The sequence below is a fragment of the Paraburkholderia hayleyella genome (assembly GCF_009455685.1).
Lineage (GTDB): Bacteria > Pseudomonadota > Gammaproteobacteria > Burkholderiales > Burkholderiaceae > Paraburkholderia > Paraburkholderia hayleyella.
Genome location: NZ_QPES01000001.1, coordinates 1,937,225 through 1,954,999, shown reverse-complemented (window position 1 = coordinate 1,954,999; position 17,775 = coordinate 1,937,225). Strand labels below are relative to the sequence as shown.

Annotated in this window: 13 protein-coding genes; 7 read left to right on the top strand and 6 right to left on the bottom strand. The window is 59.8% G+C overall.

The annotated features are described in order from the left end of the window. Positions 1–185: 185 nt before the first annotated feature. Positions 186–2,339 carry a hypothetical protein gene (locus GH657_RS08760; RefSeq protein WP_153100334.1) on the top strand — a complete coding sequence of 718 codons (2,154 nt, stop codon included), beginning with the start codon at positions 186–188 and terminating at the stop codon, positions 2,337–2,339. Between the two features lie 53 nt (positions 2,340–2,392). Here GH657_RS08760 and GH657_RS08755 read toward each other — a convergent pair whose 3' ends face one another. Further along, the gene (locus tag GH657_RS08755; RefSeq protein WP_153100333.1) at positions 2,393–3,697 is read right to left on the bottom strand and encodes an FAD-dependent oxidoreductase; all 1,305 of its coding nucleotides are present in this window, start codon (positions 3,695–3,697) and stop codon (positions 2,393–2,395) included. A gap of 594 nt (positions 3,698–4,291) precedes the next feature. Between GH657_RS08755 and purL the strand changes: the two genes are divergently transcribed. From purL to GH657_RS08735, 4 genes are all read left to right on the top strand, one after another. Then, positions 4,292–8,383, top strand: coding sequence for a phosphoribosylformylglycinamidine synthase (gene purL, locus GH657_RS08745; RefSeq protein ID WP_153100332.1), 4,092 nt, complete (start codon positions 4,292–4,294; stop codon positions 8,381–8,383). Positions 8,384–8,570: 187 nt separating this feature from the next. Next, entirely contained in the window at positions 8,571–9,611 is a 1,041-nt protein-coding gene (locus tag GH657_RS08740) for a PDDEXK nuclease domain-containing protein (RefSeq protein WP_153100331.1), read from the top strand. Next, a complete protein-coding gene (locus tag GH657_RS18395) occupies positions 9,604–9,726 on the top strand; it encodes a hypothetical protein (protein WP_281349366.1) in 123 nt (40 codons plus the stop codon). The genes GH657_RS08740 and GH657_RS18395 overlap by 8 nt, the downstream gene beginning before the upstream one ends. Continuing rightward, complete coding sequence (locus tag GH657_RS08735; RefSeq protein WP_153100330.1) at positions 9,717–10,667, top strand: COG2958 family protein; 951 nt, start codon at positions 9,717–9,719, stop codon at positions 10,665–10,667. The genes GH657_RS18395 and GH657_RS08735 overlap by 10 nt, the downstream gene beginning before the upstream one ends. Before the next feature lie 103 nt (positions 10,668–10,770). Here the strand turns inward: GH657_RS08735 and GH657_RS08730 are convergent, their stop codons facing one another. The 5 genes from GH657_RS08730 to GH657_RS08710 all read right to left on the bottom strand — a co-directional run bounded on the left by GH657_RS08730 (position 10,771) and on the right by GH657_RS08710 (position 14,644). Then, positions 10,771–11,550, bottom strand: coding sequence for a peptidylprolyl isomerase (locus tag GH657_RS08730; protein ID WP_153100329.1), 780 nt, complete (start codon positions 11,548–11,550; stop codon positions 10,771–10,773). 56 nt (positions 11,551–11,606) lie between these two features. Next, complete coding sequence (locus GH657_RS08725; RefSeq protein ID WP_153100328.1) at positions 11,607–11,942, bottom strand: BolA family protein; 336 nt, start codon at positions 11,940–11,942, stop codon at positions 11,607–11,609. 19 nt (positions 11,943–11,961) lie between these two features. Further along, entirely contained in the window at positions 11,962–12,492 is a 531-nt protein-coding gene (locus tag GH657_RS08720) for a septation protein A (protein WP_153100327.1), read from the bottom strand. Positions 12,493–12,555: 63 nt separating this feature from the next. Beyond that, on the bottom strand, positions 12,556–12,993 hold the full coding sequence (msrB, locus tag GH657_RS08715) for a peptide-methionine (R)-S-oxide reductase MsrB (protein ID WP_153100326.1): 438 nt from the start codon (positions 12,991–12,993) through the stop codon (positions 12,556–12,558). A gap of 67 nt (positions 12,994–13,060) precedes the next feature. After that, positions 13,061–14,644, bottom strand: a complete 1,584-nt coding sequence (locus tag GH657_RS08710; protein ID WP_153100325.1) for a protein adenylyltransferase SelO — start codon at positions 14,642–14,644, stop codon at positions 13,061–13,063. Positions 14,645–14,934: 290 nt separating this feature from the next. On the opposite strand from GH657_RS08710, the gene GH657_RS08705 reads away from it, so the two are divergent. Continuing rightward, complete coding sequence (locus tag GH657_RS08705) at positions 14,935–17,028, top strand: 3-hydroxyacyl-CoA dehydrogenase NAD-binding domain-containing protein (protein ID WP_153100324.1); 2,094 nt, start codon at positions 14,935–14,937, stop codon at positions 17,026–17,028. Then, positions 17,015–17,683, top strand: coding sequence for a bifunctional nicotinamidase/pyrazinamidase (pncA, locus tag GH657_RS08700; RefSeq protein WP_153101698.1), 669 nt, complete (start codon positions 17,015–17,017; stop codon positions 17,681–17,683). The genes GH657_RS08705 and pncA overlap by 14 nt, the downstream gene beginning before the upstream one ends. The last annotated feature ends 92 nt before the right edge of the window (positions 17,684–17,775 follow it).

Sequence of the window (17,775 nt, the reverse complement as noted above, 5' to 3'; positions counted from 1 at the left end):
TCAGTCATGAGGGCGGACGCGGGGGCAGGAATTTTTCATGGTAATGCCATGGAACGCGGCATGCACAGGCTGACTGACAAGAGCCGTATTTTTCTGCTTTTTCCTGGCCTTGGCCATCCAATCCCAAAGCGCCACCCCGTCACTTCACATGCTCAAGATCAAGATCAAGATCAAGAGGCCCTGGCATGGAACGTTTTATGTCAACTGGTCACTTAATTCAGCACGGGAATAGCGCAATGCGTGATTTCTATTTAATAAAATGTTTCTATCTTGATAAATTAAAAATGACTCATAAAATCAGTTCCAATAAACCCGCGGCATCTACTCCCCCAAAACCCGCGGCATCTACTCCCCAAAAACCCGCGGCACTGAATTTTCTTCCTACGCTCTTGGGAGCGATGTGTCAAATCGAGAATTTGACATCATCCGTCACCCGGCAGGGTGATTATAAAAATAGTATTGGTATTCACCCGCTTGCTTATAACAAGGACGTGTCGCAGGGAGAATCGGGTGATTCGAAGCTGGGCAATGCCGTGACGGCAACCCAGGATACCGGGCCCAAACAAACAACTACCACCACGACAACAACGACTACAACGACTACAACAACGACCAGCGGATCTGGAAAAACAGGCAAACAAGAAAAGCCCTCTTATAAAGCAGCCAAATGGATTGGGTTAAGCGGTAGAATTATAAAAAATAAAGATCGCGTGGAAAAGATGTTGCTCAATGGAGAGTTTCGTCTGTGTGATATTTTTTATATCAGCGATGATTCTAATGAAAAAGACTTTTACGAATTACTCGAAATCTATGCAAAAGTAAACGGGCAGCTGTCAGCTGATAAAAAATGGATTTTCCTCAATTCCGGCCTGAATGATTTTCATAACAATACACTGCTGTGTCACTTCGCTGAACGTGAACGCCTGGATTTGTTTCTCAAGCTGCTTGAGGCGGGTGCGGAGCCAAGATTGCCAAATCATAAGCGTGAGTCCGCGCTCGACATATTCAACAGGAAATATGATGGTGCAAGATCCGCTGAAATTGATAAAATCAACAGCTTGATTTTAAAGCAAACTGGAATAGACAGGCAAGCACGGGAGGAACTTAGAATAACCGTGCGCGCCGATTATAAAAACTATCTTGGAATTATAGATTTTGAAATTCCGCCGAAACTCATCCGGAATTCTAAATGCCGCTGGCATTTCATCGTGAGCGACCCGCTGGATGAATATTATTCCATCAGGGAAGCTGAAAATCTGATTGGTGAAATTAATGACTTGCCGTTGAATCCGAAATTCGCAGAGGCGGTCAATACACAAAACGTGAAGGAAACAGATCCGCGTTTCAAACTGATTAAGTTAACTCCCGGGGAAATATTGGAAGGCGCCCATGCTCCGGACAGCTCGGTTATTCAAAAAGTGCTGAAGCATGTCGAAAAAAACAAGATCAGCCAGCGATATTGGCAAGCCCTTCGGGTTGCGTATGATATTTCTGGAAAATCATTATCCTGGGCACCCGGCTGTTTTCAGGATACTTTTGAAAAAAATAATGATGCTAATTTGCTTCTTGCAAGATATTTCGAGATTTTTGATTTCGCGGCGGATTTCGGGCTGGCGCTTCCCGATTTCACACTGGAGTATTTCATGGAAAATTACAGTGATTTGAAAGTTAATGTTGAGGCTTACATTGAAAATATCTCAAGAAGAGGGATTCGAATGGATTATAAGTATTTCTCTGAAAATTTCAGAATTGATCATAAAGAAAATTTAATACTTAACTACATTAATTTTTTAAATGCCGCGGATTTGGCAAAAGGGGGTATTTATATTTCTGATATGGATAGGCCCAATTTCTTTCCCACATATGAAAAATTTGCAAGTATTAAAAAAGAGATAATCGAAAAATACAGGTTGATTTTGGATGCGGAATATGAGATCTCGCCGCCTGAAGCAAAGTCGCCTATTTTCGGTGCAAAAAAAACCTATCCTCATTGGGTTTCTGGCGTATTTCCAAAAAAAGTAGAAGCGAATGATAAGCTTTCTGCTTTCAATGAATTTATAAAATTTCAGGAGAACGCTTCTGTGGAGCTGTATGAAAATACAGAAGGTGCAGTGCAAAAAATCGATCCAGCCAGTACTTATTTAGCAATCAGGGCGCTGTTTGTCTCGCTTGAATGGCAATGGAAATTATATTTCAAGGAATTCAATGGCTTGATTGACCGTAAAGATGCTGCGGTACAGGCATATATTAAAGTACTCGAAAAACAGGTAGAGGATAAGCTTAAGGGCAAGCCTATTCAATTTATCTCATTGACCGACTATCTCAATGGACAGCATTGAGGCAGCGTCTTCGCCAAACGTTGTGCGCCCATTGTTTTGAGCCTGAACCGGTCTCAAGCAGGCAAAAAACGTTCGGGCTGGAGTGCCGCGAGCGTATCGGCAGGCACCTCAGGCGTCGTGCCCGAGACCAGCGCAGCAATGACTTTGGCCGTGCCGCACGCCAGCCCCCAGCCCGCGGGCCCGTGTCCTGCATTCATAAAGAGCCGTGGATGCAGGATCTTGCCGACCGCCGGCAAGCCATCGGGGGATAACAGCTTCACACCTTGCCAGGGCAGCGCCGCGGAAATTTTGGCCGCGCCGGGAACCCAGTCGTGCGTGGCCTGGCCCAGCAGGGCAAGGGCTTCTTCGAAGAGAGCAGGGTCGAGCGGCTTGCTGGTTTGAATGGCGCTTTGCAGTACGGCCGCGCCCGCAATGCGCAGCCGATGGTTCATGCGCGTGATGGCGATGCGTTTGATCGCGTCGATGACCGTGCGGTGCGGGGCGCATTCCTCGTGGGCGATCGGTGCGACCAGCGTATGCAGGCGCAGCGGATGCAGCGGCAGCCTGACGCCATGGCGCTCCAGCAGGGGCAGGCTGCCCGTGCCCGCGGCGATCACGATCGCATCGGCCCGGATCACTTCGACCTCGCGCGAGCGTTGCGCTTCATCAGGCCGTGGCGCCAGTTCAACGGCGGCATGGCTGGACTCGAGCCGCAGCCCGGTGACTTCGCGGCCAAAGTGAAACTGCACGCCACCCTGCGCATCCAGCACCAGTTTGAGCAGTTTGGTAAAGAGCGGGCAATTCGCCGTGCGCTCGGTTGCCAGCCTCACGCCGCCCGCGAAATCCGGCTCGGCGGGCACGGCATGTTCGAGTTCCACGCATTGCGCCGCGCTGAGCACCTGATGCGGGATTTCGTATTGCCGCAGCAGATCCAGCGCGGGTTCGGTCAGCTTCCATTCCTGTGCGCCGCGCACCAGATAAAGCAGATCGCTGGCCTGTTCGAATTCAAGCGAAAAACGGCTTTCGATATCCGTCATCGCTTCGCGGGCGGTTTCGATCAGCGGCCGCAAGCGGTCATATTGCTGGCTGAATTCAGTGGGCGCATGCAAGACGTTCAGGCGCCGCACGAACGAACTTGCCGCGCGGTTGAAGCCGGTCTTGCGCAGCACGCCGTTTTTCGCGCCCAGCCGATGACGCATGAAAGTCGGTCCGAACCAGACGTCGAGCGGAGAGGGCAGCACCACGCCGCTATGGCCATACGTGGCGCCCTGCGCGGCGGTGGCGTGGCGTTCGATGACACACACCCGGTGTCCGGCCGCACGCAACTGATAAGCGGTGGCGATCCCGGCGATTCCGCCGCCAATGACGATGACATCCATGTTTGACTGATTTGGTTTGCTGGTGGAGCAGCTTGACATTGCGGGAGGTTGCCGCAAACGTGATGGGCGTCGACTGCAACGGATTAACGAGACACGGCGGCCAGCGCTGATCGGGTCTGCTATAAGCGCGCATGATAGCAGCCAATCAAGCGCCCATGCCGCGAGGGGGCCTGCGCCTGAGGTGCCGGGTTGCGCCATGCCGCAGCGGCACGGAACGTGGAGCGGTGGGTGGAGCGGTGGGTGGAGCGGTGGGTGGAGCGGTGGGTGGAGCGGTGGGTGGGGCTGCGGGTGGGGCTATAAGGGACTGGGAGACAGAGGAAATCCACGGCTTTGGGACAATTAAAGGCAAGAAAAGCCGATTGCTGAATCCGCACCCCGATTAAAAAGCCGCGGACAAGGGCAAGGACCCAGGGCCAGGGCCAGGGCCAGGACCCAGACCAGGCGCGCCGCATCAAGCCGGTTTCACCCCATGAACAGGCCGAACCGGCCATGAATACCCCGCAATCAGCCCGATATTCGCAGGTATAATCGCGTTCTTCCTTCCGCCTCACCCCGTCGCCTGCATGCGCGACTCATCGACGTCACCTCCTGTCCATGGCCCATTTCTTGTGTATTCCCGGTGCTTCGGCCCTTTCCGGTTTTCGTCAGGCCCGTCTGCTCGAAACGCTCTCCCAGATCGACGCCAGCATTGCCGGCGTGCGCGGCCAGTATCTGCATTTTGTGCAGGCGCGCGCGCCACTCGCGGATAGCGAGCGCGCTCGCGTCGAGGCGCTGCTGCATTACGGTAACCCGTTACCCCCTGAAAACAGCACGCGCGGCACGAGCGAGCATTTTCTGGTAGTGCCGCGCTTTGGCACGGTATCGCCCTGGGCGAGCAAGGCCACCGATATCGCGCAGCACTGCGGCCTGACCCAGATACACCGTATCGAGCGCGGTATTGAATACACCGTGATCCTCAAAAGCGGGCTGCTCGGTGGCAAGAAGGTCTTGCCACCCGCCGCCCGCGAAGCCGTCGCGGCGGCCCTGCATGACCGCATGACCGAGAGTCTCGCGCCCTCGCGCGAACACGCGCTGCACCTCTTCGATGTGCTGCCCGCGCGGCCGCTGCAAACCGTCGGCGTGCTGGCGCAAGGGCGCGCGGCGCTCGAAGCCGCCAATACCGAACTCGGCCTCGCGCTCGCCCCGGACGAAATCGACTACCTGGTCGAGGCTTTCACCACGTTGCAACGCGATCCGACTGATGTCGAACTGATGATGTTCGCCCAGGCAAACAGCGAGCATTGCCGCCACAAGATTTTCAACGCGCAATGGTCGATTGATGGCGAAGCCCAGGACCTGTCGCTGTTCGCCATGATCCGCAATACCGAGAAGCTCAGCCCGCAGGGCACGATCGTCGCGTATTCGGATAACTCCGCGATCATGGCGGGTGCGCTGGCCGAACGCTGGTTCCCGCGTCCGGCGGCTGACGCCAACGGCCCCGCCGAGCGCTATGGCCGTCACGTCGAGCTGACGCACACGCTGATGAAGGTCGAAACCCATAACCATCCCACGGCCATCGCGCCTTTTCCCGGGGCGGCAACCGGCGCGGGCGGCGAGATCCGCGACGAAGGGGCAACGGGGCGCGGGGCGCGGCCCAAGGCCGGTCTGGCGGGTTTCAGCGTCTCGAATCTCGTGCTGCCAGGTGCGCCCGAAGCCTGGGAAACCGCCCGCGATGCGGCCCAGCCACTCGCTGAACGGGGTGTCGGTGGCGCCGCGAGCCACCTGCCGTATGGTCGCCCGGAGCGCATTGCCTCACCGCTGCACATCATGATTGACGGGCCGTTGGGTGGCGCGGCATTCAATAACGAATTCGGCCGGCCCAACCTGGGCGGCTATTTCCGCACTTACGAACAAAACGTCGCGGGCCGCGTGCGCGGCTATCACAAGCCGATCATGATCGCGGGCGGCATCGGCAATATTTCCGACGCGCATACGCACAAGCACGATCTGCCGCCAGACACGCTCCTGATCCAGATCGGCGGCCCCGGCATGCGCATCGGCATGGGCGGCGGCGCGGCCAGTTCGATGGCGACGGGCGCCAATACCGCTGAACTCGATTTCGATTCCGTGCAGCGCGGCAACCCCGAGATCGAGCGGCGCGCGCAAGAGGTCATCAACGCCTGCTGGCAACTGGGCGAGCGCAACCCGATCCTGAGCATTCACGATGTCGGCGCGGGCGGCTTGTCGAATGCCTTTCCCGAACTGGTGGATGGCGCGGGCAAGGGCGCGCGCTTCGAGCTGCGGCAGATTCCCCTTGAAGAAAGCGGTTTGTCGCCGCGCGAGATCTGGTCCAACGAAGCGCAAGAACGTTATGTGCTGGCGCTCTCGCCGGCCGATTTCCCGGCTTTTGCCGCGATCTGCGAGCGCGAGCGCTGCCCGTTCGCGGTGATCGGCGTGGCAACCGCCGAGCGTCAGCTCAAGCTGATCGATGCGGATGCGCGCGACCCCGATGCGCCCCAGCCGGTCGATATGCCGATGGACGTGCTGCTGGGCCGCGCCCCGCGCATGCAGCGCGATGTCAGCCGCGTTGCCACCGCCCTGGTGCCGGTCGATGTCACGGGCCTCGTTCTGGCGGAACTCGCAGCCAGCGTGCTGCGGCACCCGACCGTGGCCAGCAAGGGCTTTCTGATTACGATTGGCGACCGCTCGGTAGGGGGCATGACCGCGCGCGATCAAATGGTGGGGCCGTGGCAAGTGCCGGTCGCCGATTGTGCGATCACCAACACCGATTACGCCGGGTTTGGCGGCGAAGCGATGACCATGGCGGAGCGCGCGCCGCTCGCCGTGATCAATCCGGCAGCCTCGGGCCGCATGGCGGTCGGCGAAGCCATCACGAACATCGCGGCAGCCCCGATCGCTACGCTCGACAAGCTCAAGCTGTCCGCCAACTGGATGGCCGCATGCGGCAGCAGCGGCGAAGACGCCGCGCTCTACGACACGGTGCGCGCGATTGGCATGGAGCTTTGCCCCGCACTCGGCATTGGCATCCCGGTGGGCAAGGATTCCCTGTCGATGCGCACGCAATGGGATGAACACGGCGTGGCGAAAGAAGTGATTGCGCCAGTGTCGCTGGTGATTTCGGCGTTCGCGCCAGTCACCGATGTGCGCCGTCACCTGACACCGCAATTGCGCCGTGCCAGCGAGGTGGGCGACACCGTGCTGATTGCCATTGATCTCGGGCGCGGCCAGCATCGTCTGGGGGGCAGCATCCTCGCGCAGGTCTCGCAGCAAGTGGGCGATGTCACGCCGGACGTTGACGACCCCGAGGATCTGAAGCGCTTTTTCGCGGCAATCCAGTCGCTGAACCACGAAGGACAACTGCTCGCGTATCACGACCGCTCGGACGGCGGCTTGTGGGCGACGGTGTGCGAGATGGCTTTTGCCGGGCACGTCGGGGTCTCGCTGAACGTCGACATGCTGACGCTCGATCCGAACCACGAATCCGATTACGGCGATGCCAAGGACTGGGCCAAACAGACCAGCGGCCGGCGTGAGGACCGCACCTTGCGGGCGCTTTTCGCCGAAGAGCTGGGCGCGGTGATCCAGGTGCGCGCCAGCGAGCGCGACAGGGTCATGGGCGTGCTGCGCGAGCATGGCCTGGCGGTGTGTTCGCACGTGATCGGCAAGCCAAACGAGCGCGACGTCATCGAGATTCACCGCGATGCGAAAAAAATCTACGATGCGCCGCGTAGCGAGCTGCAACGCATCTGGAGCGAAGTCAGCTGGCGTATTGCGCGGTTGCGCGATAACCCGGCTTGCGCGGATGCTGAGTTCGACGCGCTACTCGACGCCACCGATCCCGGCCTCACCCCGCATCTCAGCTTCGATCCGGCGCAAGACGTCGCCGCGCCGTTCATCGGCGTGGGTGCGCGGCCGCGCGTGGCGATCCTGCGCGAGCAGGGCGTGAACTCGCATCTCGAGACAGCGTATGCGTTCGACCGTGCCGGTTTCGACGCGCATGACGTGCATATGAGCGACTTGCTGGCCGGGCGGGCCGATCTGGCTGACTTCGCTGGAGCCGTGGCCTGCGGCGGGTTTTCTTATGGCGATGTGCTCGGGGCGGGCGAAGGCTGGGCCAAAACGATTCTGTTCAATGCGCGCCTCGCGGAGATGTTTGCCACCTTCTTTGGCCGTCAGGACACGTTTGGACTAGGCATTTGCAACGGCTGCCAGATGATGAGCAATCTTGCCGCGATGATCCCGGGCGGCGAGGCATGGCCCAAATTCACGCGCAACCAGTCGGAGCAGTTCGAAGCGCGGTTTTCGCTAGTCGAAATCGCGGATTCGCCCTCGCTCTTTTTCACGGGGATGGAGGGCTCGCGTATTCCTGTGGCGGTCGCGCATGGCGAAGGGTTCGCGGATTTCTCGCAGCAAGGCGATGCGAAGCGTGTCGCGGTGGCCATGCGCTACGTCGATCATCGCGGCCAGGTGAGCGAGCAATATCCGTTCAATCCGAATGGTTCGCCGGAGGGGATGACCTCGGTCACCACGGCCGATGGCCGTTTCACGGTGCTGATGCCGCATATGGAGCGGGTCCACCGCACGGTGCAGATGAGCTGGCATCCAGATGACTGGCGCGCGGCCGGCAAGGGCGATGGCAGCCCGTGGATGCGTGTGTTCCAGAATGCGCGGCGCTGGCTGGGGTAATCAGGGGGCGAGGTTCTGGTGTTTTTGAATGGCGCTTGAAATTCAGTGGCGCTTTCTAAAGCAACCGGACCCGTCCCAAACATCCCAGCCTAATACAGCCCGCATGGAAGAAACCACATTCTATGAATAAGCAGGCGCTGAAAACCGAACTGCTGGCCGCGCTCAAGGTCAGCAGCGGGGGAGCGGAATGAGCGACAAGCCCGTATCCCTCATTCCAGCTCCAGAAGGCTACGCCAACTGGCTGGGCGAGCTGAAAAATCGCATCCATGGTGCCCAGCAGCGGGCCGTGCTAGCCGTCAACCGCGAACTGGTGCTGCTCTACTGGCAGATTGGCCGTGACATCCTGCAGCGGCAGGCCGAGCAAGGTTGGGGGGCCAAGGTTATCGAGCGGCTGGCGCACGACCTCAGGACGGCCTTCCCTGACATGAAGGGATTTTCCCGTGCCAACCTGATGTACATGCGCTCCTTCGCCGACGCCTGGCCGGACGCGGCAATTGTCCAACAGGCTGTTGGACAATTGCCTTGGGGTCACAACCTGGTTTTGCTGGCCAGGCTGAAGCAGCCAGAACAACGCCTGGCCTATGCCCAGCGCGCCGTGGAACAAGGCTGGTCTCGCGCCACACTGGAAATCCATATCGAGTCCCGCCTGCTAGAACGGGAAGGCCAGGCGATCACCAACTTCGTCGACCGTCTCCCCGCGCCGGGAACCGATCTGGCCCGGCAATCCATTAAAGATCCTTACTTGTTCGACTTCCTGAATATCGGCCAGGAAGCCAACGAACGGGAAATCGAAGCGGCACTGGTTAAGCACATTACCCAGTTTTTGTTGGAACTGGGTGCGGGCTTTGCCTTCGTCGGCCGCCAGGTTCATCTGGAAGTTGGCGGTGATGACTTCTATATCGACCTGTTGTTCTACCACCTCAAGCTGCGTTGCTATGTGGTCATCGAACTGAAAGCCGAGAAGTTCAAACCGGAACACCTCGGCCAGTTGAGCTTCTATCTCACTGCCGTGGATATGCAGGTCAAGTCCGAACAGGACAACCCTACCATTGGCCTGTTGCTCTGCAAGAGCAAGAACACCGTGGTGGCTGAATACGCATTGCGCGACAAGACCCAGCCCATTGGTGTGGCGGAATACCAATTGATCGAATCCCTGCCTGAAGAATTGCAAACCAGCCTGCCCAGCATCGAACAGATCGAGCGTGAATTGGGCGGCGAGCATGAATAAGCACACCGCCAAACTACTGGAAAAGCACTTCGGCACCGCTTTTGCCGCACCCAATGGCATCAAGAAACTGCGCGAGCTGATCCGGGGAAAGAATGGAGAAATAACGTGGCGCTGAATCTCTCGCAAGCGGTAGTGGGCTATTTACAGGCGCGACCTGAGGAAAAGTTTACTGCCAGGCAGATCGCCGATTGGGTGTTTGCTACCTTTCCTGCGGAGTGCCAGGAGAAACGGGCCAATAGCCGGGGTGACTACATCAAGTCGGACACGGATCTGGTGCAGCAGCTCGTTGCGGAAATCAGCTCGCGGCGGCCCCGCATGCAAATAAAGCATCCAGCGCTGAAAACCACCGAAGGGCGGCCGCGTAAGTACTACTACTCGGAGAAATCGGACAGTGCTGAGGTGGCCGCCGCCGAGAGCGAGGGTTCTTCGGCCGCAGCAGATGCCGGTACCTCGATGCCAGATGAGCATGCACTGTACCCGCTGCTTTCAAATTATCTCTGGGAAGAGTTCGGCATCTTTTCCAGGCGCATCGACGAGAAGCGCTCATCGAACAAGCGAGGGCCGAATGGAAACCGATGGCTGTACCCGGACATGGTCGGCATGGAGGACTTGGGCGCTGACTGGCACCGGGAGGTTCGAGACTGCGTGAAGCAGTATTCCGACAAGCGCACCAAACTTTGGTCGTTCGAGGTCAAGCTTCTGATCAACCGCTCGAATGTACGCGAGTGTTTTTTCCAGGCGGTATCGAACTCGTCGTGGGGCAATTTTGGCTACCTGGTTACAGCAGAAATCAGTGGACAGGACACACTGAAAGAGCTGCGGATGCTCTTCGCGGCCCATGGAATTGGTTTCATCAAGCTGGATATGGATAACCCTGCCGACAGCCAAGTGCTGATTCCCGCGCGTGAACGTGACGAAATTGATTGGAACATGGCCAACCGATTGGCTACGGAAAATGGGGATTTTCTAAACTACGTCAAGCTGGTCAAGCAGTTTTACCAGACTGGAGAGGCACGTTCGAAGGACTGGGATGTGCCCGAAGAAGACTTAAGCTAGTAATGAATTCCCGTAAAGGCCAGAGCATGATTTCCCCAGGGAAATCATGCTCTGGCCTTTACGGGGCGATCAACGTTTCAACGCGTGATCAACATCTCAACCCTTACTGGATCTTCGCTTTCTTGCGCAGGTTCTCTTCGAACGCCTGAAGTTTTTCCTGCTGAATCTGTTGCACGATCTGCGAGCGAACCTGCTCAAGCGGCGGAGGCGGCACCGTCCGGGTGTCGTCCACGCGGATGATGTGCCAGCCAAACTGCGTATGCACGGGCGTGTCGGTCATCTGGCCTTTTGTCAGCTTTTGCGCCGCGGCGGCAAATTCAGGCACATAAGCCTTGGGATCGGACCAGTTGAGATCGCCGCCGTTTTTGCCCGACCCTGGATCTTTCGAAAACTGTTTCGCCAGCGCTTCGAAACTCGCGCCCGCCTGAATTTTCGCAATCAGGTCTTTGGCCTGCGCCTCGTTATCCACGAGGATGTGATGCAGGTGATATTCGGTCGTCCCGGTGTCGTGCACCAGGGCGTCGTAACGTGCCTTGATCTCGGCATCGCTCGGCTGGCTCGCTTTCATCACGTCTTCAATCAGGCTGTGCAGCACAACCGTTTGCTGCGCGACGGCGATCTGGGCTTTCACGTCAGGCCGGTTCGGCAGGCCGCGGCGAATCGCTTCCTGCATCAGGATTTCGCGGTTCACCATTTCTTCGCGCACCGCCAGTTGCAACTGGGGGGTATCTTGCTGCCCCTGGCGCACCAGTTGCGCCACCATCGCGTCGACGCGTGATTTCGGGATCGGTGTGCCATTCACCACAGCAATGTTTTGCGCCATCACCGGCGCGGCCGCGAACGCAGCCAGCAAGACCCACAGAGGGGTTTTTTTGAAGGTCATCGGGATATTTCCTAACGGGACGATCGGGGAGACAGAAAGACGACTGGAGCAGCGTGTTATCGGGGTGACGAAGGGGGTGACGAAGGCCGGGCGCTGAATTCTTCGGGGGTATACGCCGTGATCGCAAGCGCATGAATGCCGCGCTGCATGGCGTCGGCCAGCGCATCATACACGAGCCGGTGGCGCGCCACGCGGGCCTTTCCGGCAAACGCGGGGGCGACGATCGTGACGCTGTAATGGCCCCCCGCGGAGGCGCCCGCGTGCCCCGCATGCTGTGCGCTATCGTCGCGCACGCTCAGCGACAGCACCGGGGCCAGGGCGTCATTGAGCCGGGTTTCGATTAGCGCAATGCGTTCAACGGAGCCCGCATGCAAAAAAATATCATCGTTCATGACGTTTCTCTTGTTTCTCTTATTGGTCTTTCATGTGCTTCGCCAGCCACAGGCTTTGGCCAAGAATAAAGGCGATCAGGCATCCGGTCGCGCCGAACAGTTTGAAGTTGACCCAGGTATCGGTCGAAAAACGGTACGCCACGAACAGGTTGAGCACGCCCAGCAGCGCAAAAAACACGGCCCAGGCCGCGCTCAACTGGCCCCAGACGCGCGTGGGCAAGGTGATCTGCTTGCCCATCATCGCCTGGATCAGGTTTTTGCCAAACGCCAGTTGCGACACCAGCAGCACCACCGCAAACGCCCAGTACAGCACGGTGGGTTTCCATTTGATAAACGTATCGTTATGCAGCACGAGTGTCGCGCCGCCAAACACCACCACTACGCCGAGGCTGACCCACAACATGCCATCGACCTTGCGATGACGCAGCGCAACCCATGCGATCTGCGCGAGCGTGGCGGCAATGGCAACGGCTGTCGCGGTGTAGATGCCCCAGATCTTGAACGTGACAAAAAACAGAATGATCGGGAACAGATCGAACAGGAATTTCATGGCCGGTATGGACCTTTCGCGGGCGATGGAAGAGGGGGAGGAAGTAACGAACTGTGATAGTGATTATTTCGGCCCGAATTGTAGCGCAGCCGAATTGATGCAGTAGCGCAAGCCTGTTGGAGCAGGGCCATCTTCGAAGACATGTCCGAGATGCGCGCCGCAGTGCCGGCAACGCACCTCGATGCGCAACATGCCATGACTGCGGTCCGTGCGCTCTTCGATGACTTCGCCGTTGATGGGTTTGAAATAGCTCGGCCAGCCGCAGCCCGCATCGAATTTTGTCGAAGATTCGAACAGCGGCGTGCCACAGCACACGCAGTCGTACACGCCGTGCTCCCAATGGTCCCAATAACGGCCAGAGAACGCCGGCTCGGTCGCGGCCTCGCGTGTGACCCGGTATTCGAGCGCCGAGAGCTGCTCGCGCCAGGCGTCGTTGTCCTGTGCCGTGGTTGGGTCGTTTGCTTCGTTTGCGTCTTTTCTGTCGTTTGCGTCGTGGGTCATGAGGAAGTCCTGTTGCAAAGAAAAACGTCGGCGAAAGGTCATGCGCCGCATGGCCAGGCGAGGAAACTCACGAAGAACAGCTCACCGAGAGCGTTGCCGCCCAGACAGGGGGCAGCGCGGCGTAGGCGGCGTGTTCAGGCTGCTCGTCGAACGGACGGCGCAAGACCGCGGCCAGCCGTTCGATTTCGGAGAAATCCTTCTCTTGCGCGCGGCTAATCGCTGTTTGCGCCAGATGATTGCGCAGCACGTAGCGCGGATTAACCTGGTTCATCGCCTGCGCCCGCGCCGCGTCATCGCGTGTTTCGCTGGCGAGGCGCGCGCGGTAGGCGCCGAGCCACGCATCGCAGGCTGCGCGGTCAACGAACAGATCACGCACCGGCGCGTCGGCGCTTGCCTCAACGGGCGCGGCCCGGGTGATCCGCGACAGATGGCGGAAAGTCAGCGTGAAATCGGCGTGGCTCGCCTGCATGATGTCCAGCAACCGTTCAACCAGTGCCGCATCGCCGGGCTGCGTGGTTTCGAGCCCGAGCTTGGCCTGCATGCGTGCCGCGAGCGCATCCGTAAAGCGCACCCTAAAGCCTTCGAGGACCGCTTGCGCATCTGCGACGGCCCGCTCGCGGCGCTGCACAGCCGGATAGGACATGCCGAGCAGCGGCAGGAACGCTTGCGCGAGACGAAAGAGGTTCCAGTACGCCACTTGCGGCTGCATGCGGTAGGCGTAGCGCCCCTGGGTGTCGGAATGATTGCAGATAAAGCCCGCATCGAAGCCGTCCATCAAGCCGAATGGTCCGTAGTCGAGGGTCAGGCCGAGCAGCGACAGGTTGTCGGTGTTCATCACGCCATGGCAAAAACCGACTGACTGCCATTGCGCGAGCAGCACGGCTGTGACTTGCACGATGGCTTCGAGCAACGCGAGATAGGGATCGTCGGCAGCGGCGCAATGCGGGTAAAAACGGGCAATCGCATGATCGGCAAGCGAGCGCAAGGCGTGGGGGAGATCGTTCGCGGCGAAATGTTCGAAGTGACCAAAACGCACGAAGCTCGGTGCGACCCGGGTGAGGACTGCGGTGCTTTCCTGGGTTTCGCGCCAGACGGTCTGGTCCGAACCGATGAGACACAGGGCACGCGTGGTGGGAATGCCCAGATGATGCAGGGCTTCCGAACCGAGGAATTCGCGGATCGACGAGCGCAGCACGGCGCGGCCATCGCCCATGCGCGAATACGGTGTGCGCCCGGCGCCCTTGAGCTGCAGTTCATGGCGCTGACCGTCATGGGCTAGTTCACCGAGACTGAGGGCGCGACCGTCGCCGAGTTGTCCCGCCCAGACGCCAAACTGGTGTCCGGAGTACACCGAGGCATACGGCAAGGCCGAAGCAGGCCATTCGCGGGTGGTGTTGCCACAGAAAAATTCCGCGAAACCGGGCGCTTGCGCGAGTGCCGGATCAAGACCCAGCAAGGCCGCGACCTCCGTGGAAAAACCAGCGACATAAGGCGCGGGCAATGGCGTGGCGGGCAAGCGGGTCAGAAAGGCCGGCCCCAGTTGCGCAAAGGCGTCCGCGCGAGGTTGAGTCAGGGCCGCGCGAACGGGCTCGAGCGTGAGCTCAGACACGGGCGACCTGGCAAGGTCGGGAGAGCTCGGGGTATGCGGCATGGGAACGCGCCTTGAGAGAAGACGACATTGTAAAGCGGCGCTCGCGGCGCTGCTGGCTTGACTCCCCGGCAGCGAAAGCGACACGGCTCCGCAATCCAGGTCAGGACAAAATTGAACGCCCCTGCGCAGTTGTGCGCAGTTGTGCGCAGTTGTGTATTCTGCTCGCTGGCCGCTGGTGCCCAAGATACCCATCGAATCTCAAGCACTGCCGTGCAATTCAAATTTCAAATTTCAAATAACCTCGGACAACCCCACATCGAACCGGCGAGCGCCGGATGGAGACAGATCCCATGGCCGTGGATTACACAACCCGTGACGGCGTTGCCGTTATCACGCTGAATCATCCTCCCGTCAATGGCCTGAGCCATGCGACCCGTCTTGGGATCATCGCAGGCCTCGACGCCGCGCAGCAAGATCCAGCCGTCACCGCCATTGTGCTGACCGGCGCAGGCAAGGCGTTCTCGGGCGGCGCCGATATCACCGAATTCAATACACCCAAAGCCATGCAAGCCCCGACGCTGGCCACGCTCATCCATGCCGTCGAAACCAGCCCGAAGCCCGTGATCGCCGCGATCCATGGCATCGCCATGGGCGGCGGCCTGGAACTCGCGCTGGGCGCGCACTACCGCATTGCCTTGCGCGGCGCGCAAATCGCGCTGCCCGAGGTCAAGCTCGGGCTCTTGCCGGGCGCGGGTGGCACCCAGCGTCTGCCGCGCGCGATTGGGCTCGAAGCTGCGCTCAACATGATCGTCTCGGGCAGCTCGGTACGCTCGGAACAACTCGCGGACAGTGGGCTCTTCGATGAAGTCGTCGAGGCGGATCTGCCTGGCGCGGCGCTGGCCTTCGCCCAGCGCGTGGGCTCTCAGGCGGGCCCGCATCCGTGCGTGCGCAAACGCCCGCTCGAACATCCCAACGCCGAGGGTTTTTTACAGTTCGCGCGCAATAACGTCGCGGCTGCCGCGCCGCATTTTCCGGCGCCCCAGCGCTGCATCGAGGCCATCAAAGCGGGCGTGTTACAGGGCTTTGAGCGCGGTCTCGCAGCCGAACGCGAAGCCTTCAGCGCGCTGCTGCAAACGCCCGAAAGCCGGGCGCTGCGCCATGCGTTCTTCGCTGAGCGCGCCGCCGCCAAACTCCCCGATGTGCCCGTCAGCACGCCACTGCGCGCGCTGCACCAGATCGCAGTGATCGGCGCGGGCACGATGGGCACAGGCATTGCGATGAGTTTTGCCAACGCAGGCTTGCCCGTCATGCTGCTTGTGGCGGATGCCGAAGCGCTGGAGCGTGGCATGACGAAAATCCGCGCCAACTATGAAGCCAGCGTGAAAAAAGGCAAGCTCGGCGCCGACGCGCTGACACAGCGCATGGCGCTCATCACACCGACGCTCGCGTGGGATGACCTGAAGGATGCGGATCTCTTCATCGAAGCCGTGTACGAGGAGATGAGCGTCAAGGAGCAGGTGTTCCGCCAGATCGATGCCATTGCAAAACCCGGAGCCATCCTCGCGTCGAATACCTCGACGCTCGATCTGAACCAGATCGCCGGGTTCACGCGCCGCCCAGAGAACGTGGTCGGCCTGCATTTCTTCAGCCCCGCCAACGTGATGAAGCTGCTCGAAGTCGTGCGCGGCACGCATACGGCGCCCGACGTGCTGGCCACCGTCATGCATTGTGCCAGGCAAATCGGCAAGACCGCGGTGGTTTCGGGCGTGTGCGATGGCTTTATCGGCAACCGCATGCTTGAACCCTATCTGTGCCAGGCGTTCTACATGCTCGAAGAAGGCGCCTTGCCGGCGCAGGTCGATCGTGCCATCGAAGCCTTCGGTTTCGCCATGGGGCCGTTTCGCATGAGCGATCTGGCGGGTAATGACATTAGCTGGGCGATTCGCCAGCGGCGCTATCGGGAAGCACCGCAACGGCACTATCCCAAGGTTGCCGACCGCCTTTGCGAGCGCGGCCGCTTCGGGCAAAAAACCGGCAGCGGCTGGTATGACTACCGGCCCGGCGAGCGCAGCGCGTCTGCGTCGCCCGAGGTCGATGCGCTGATCGTGGCGTACTCCGCGGAACAAGGTGTGGCCCGGCGCATGCTGCCCGATGAGGAAATTGTCGAGCGTCTGGTGTACGCGCTCGTCAACGAAGGCGCGCGGATTCTCACGGAGGGCATCGCCGCGCGTGCGTCGGATCTCGACATGGTGTACCTGAGCGGTTATGGCTTTCCGCTATGGCGTGGCGGCCCGATGCTGTATGCCGACAGCGTGGGCCTGTTCAATGTCGAACGGGCGATCCGCCGTTATGCCGCGCAGCCCAATGGCGCCGCGTGGCAGGTGGCGCCGGGGCTTGCCGAACGTGCGGCGCAAGGACAGGGCTTCAATGATGCCGCCCGCTAGGCACGCTGCCCGCAACCTCCGCGACGCCCGCGACGTACTGCTGGTGATCGACCTGCAAAATGATTTCATGCCAGGCGGAGCCTTGGCGGTGCCGGATGGCGATGCGATTGTGCCGCTCGTCAACGCGCTGGCGCGCGGCTTTAGCCATGTGGTGCTGACCCAGGACTGGCATCCGCCATCGCATGTGTCGTTTGCCGCGAATCATGCAGGCCATGCGCCGTTCGATACCCTCATGCTGCCTTATGGCCCCCAGGTGCTGTGGCCTACGCACTGCGTACAAGACACGCCAGGCGCGGCCTTGCATCGCGGCCTCGAAATCGCGCATGCGCGCGCCGTGATTCGCAAGGGGCATCATCCCGAAGTCGATAGCTACTCGGCGTTTGTCGAAGCCGATCGCGTCACGCCGACGGGCCTCACGGGCTATCTGCGCGAGACCGGAGTGCGACGCGTCTGGTGTTGCGGACTGGCGACCGATTACTGCGTTGCCTGGTCCGCTCTCGATGCCCAGGCGGCGGGGTTCGAGGTCGCCGTGATCGAAGACGCCTCGCGCGCGATCGATCTTGAGGGCTCCCTCGCCGGGGCATGGCGACGCTTGCAGGCCGCAGGCGTGGCGCGGGTGAATTCCGCGGCGTTGAGCGGCACCGAGGCGCTTTGACGCCGCGGGCCTGAACACGTTTCATCGTAGCCGTTGCCTCGCGGGCTACTGACAAGTGATAACCGACTACCGTACCAACTACCGTACCGACT

Excerpts from the sequence above, each read along its gene's own strand:
- purL (WP_153100332.1), top strand. The coding sequence starts at position 4,292 with ATGGCCCATTTCTTGTGTATTCCCGGTGCTTCGGCCCTTTCCGGTTTT.
- GH657_RS08725 (WP_153100328.1), bottom strand. The coding sequence starts at position 11,942 with ATGAACGATGATATTTTTTTGCATGCGGGCTCCGTTGAACGCATTGCG.
- GH657_RS08710 (WP_153100325.1), bottom strand. The coding sequence starts at position 14,644 with ATGCCGCATACCCCGAGCTCTCCCGACCTTGCCAGGTCGCCCGTGTCT.
- GH657_RS08720 (WP_153100327.1), bottom strand. The coding sequence starts at position 12,492 with ATGAAATTCCTGTTCGATCTGTTCCCGATCATTCTGTTTTTTGTCACG.
- GH657_RS08730 (WP_153100329.1), bottom strand. The coding sequence starts at position 11,550 with ATGACCTTCAAAAAAACCCCTCTGTGGGTCTTGCTGGCTGCGTTCGCG.
- GH657_RS08705 (WP_153100324.1), top strand. The coding sequence starts at position 14,935 with ATGGCCGTGGATTACACAACCCGTGACGGCGTTGCCGTTATCACGCTG.
- GH657_RS08755 (WP_153100333.1), bottom strand. The coding sequence starts at position 3,697 with ATGGATGTCATCGTCATTGGCGGCGGAATCGCCGGGATCGCCACCGCT.
- GH657_RS08740 (WP_153100331.1), top strand. The coding sequence starts at position 8,571 with ATGAGCGACAAGCCCGTATCCCTCATTCCAGCTCCAGAAGGCTACGCC.
- GH657_RS18395 (WP_281349366.1), top strand. The coding sequence starts at position 9,604 with ATGAATAAGCACACCGCCAAACTACTGGAAAAGCACTTCGGCACCGCT.
- msrB (WP_153100326.1), bottom strand. The coding sequence starts at position 12,993 with ATGACCCACGACGCAAACGACAGAAAAGACGCAAACGAAGCAAACGAC.
- pncA (WP_153101698.1), top strand. The coding sequence starts at position 17,015 with ATGCCGCCCGCTAGGCACGCTGCCCGCAACCTCCGCGACGCCCGCGAC.
- GH657_RS08760 (WP_153100334.1), top strand. The coding sequence starts at position 186 with ATGGAACGTTTTATGTCAACTGGTCACTTAATTCAGCACGGGAATAGC.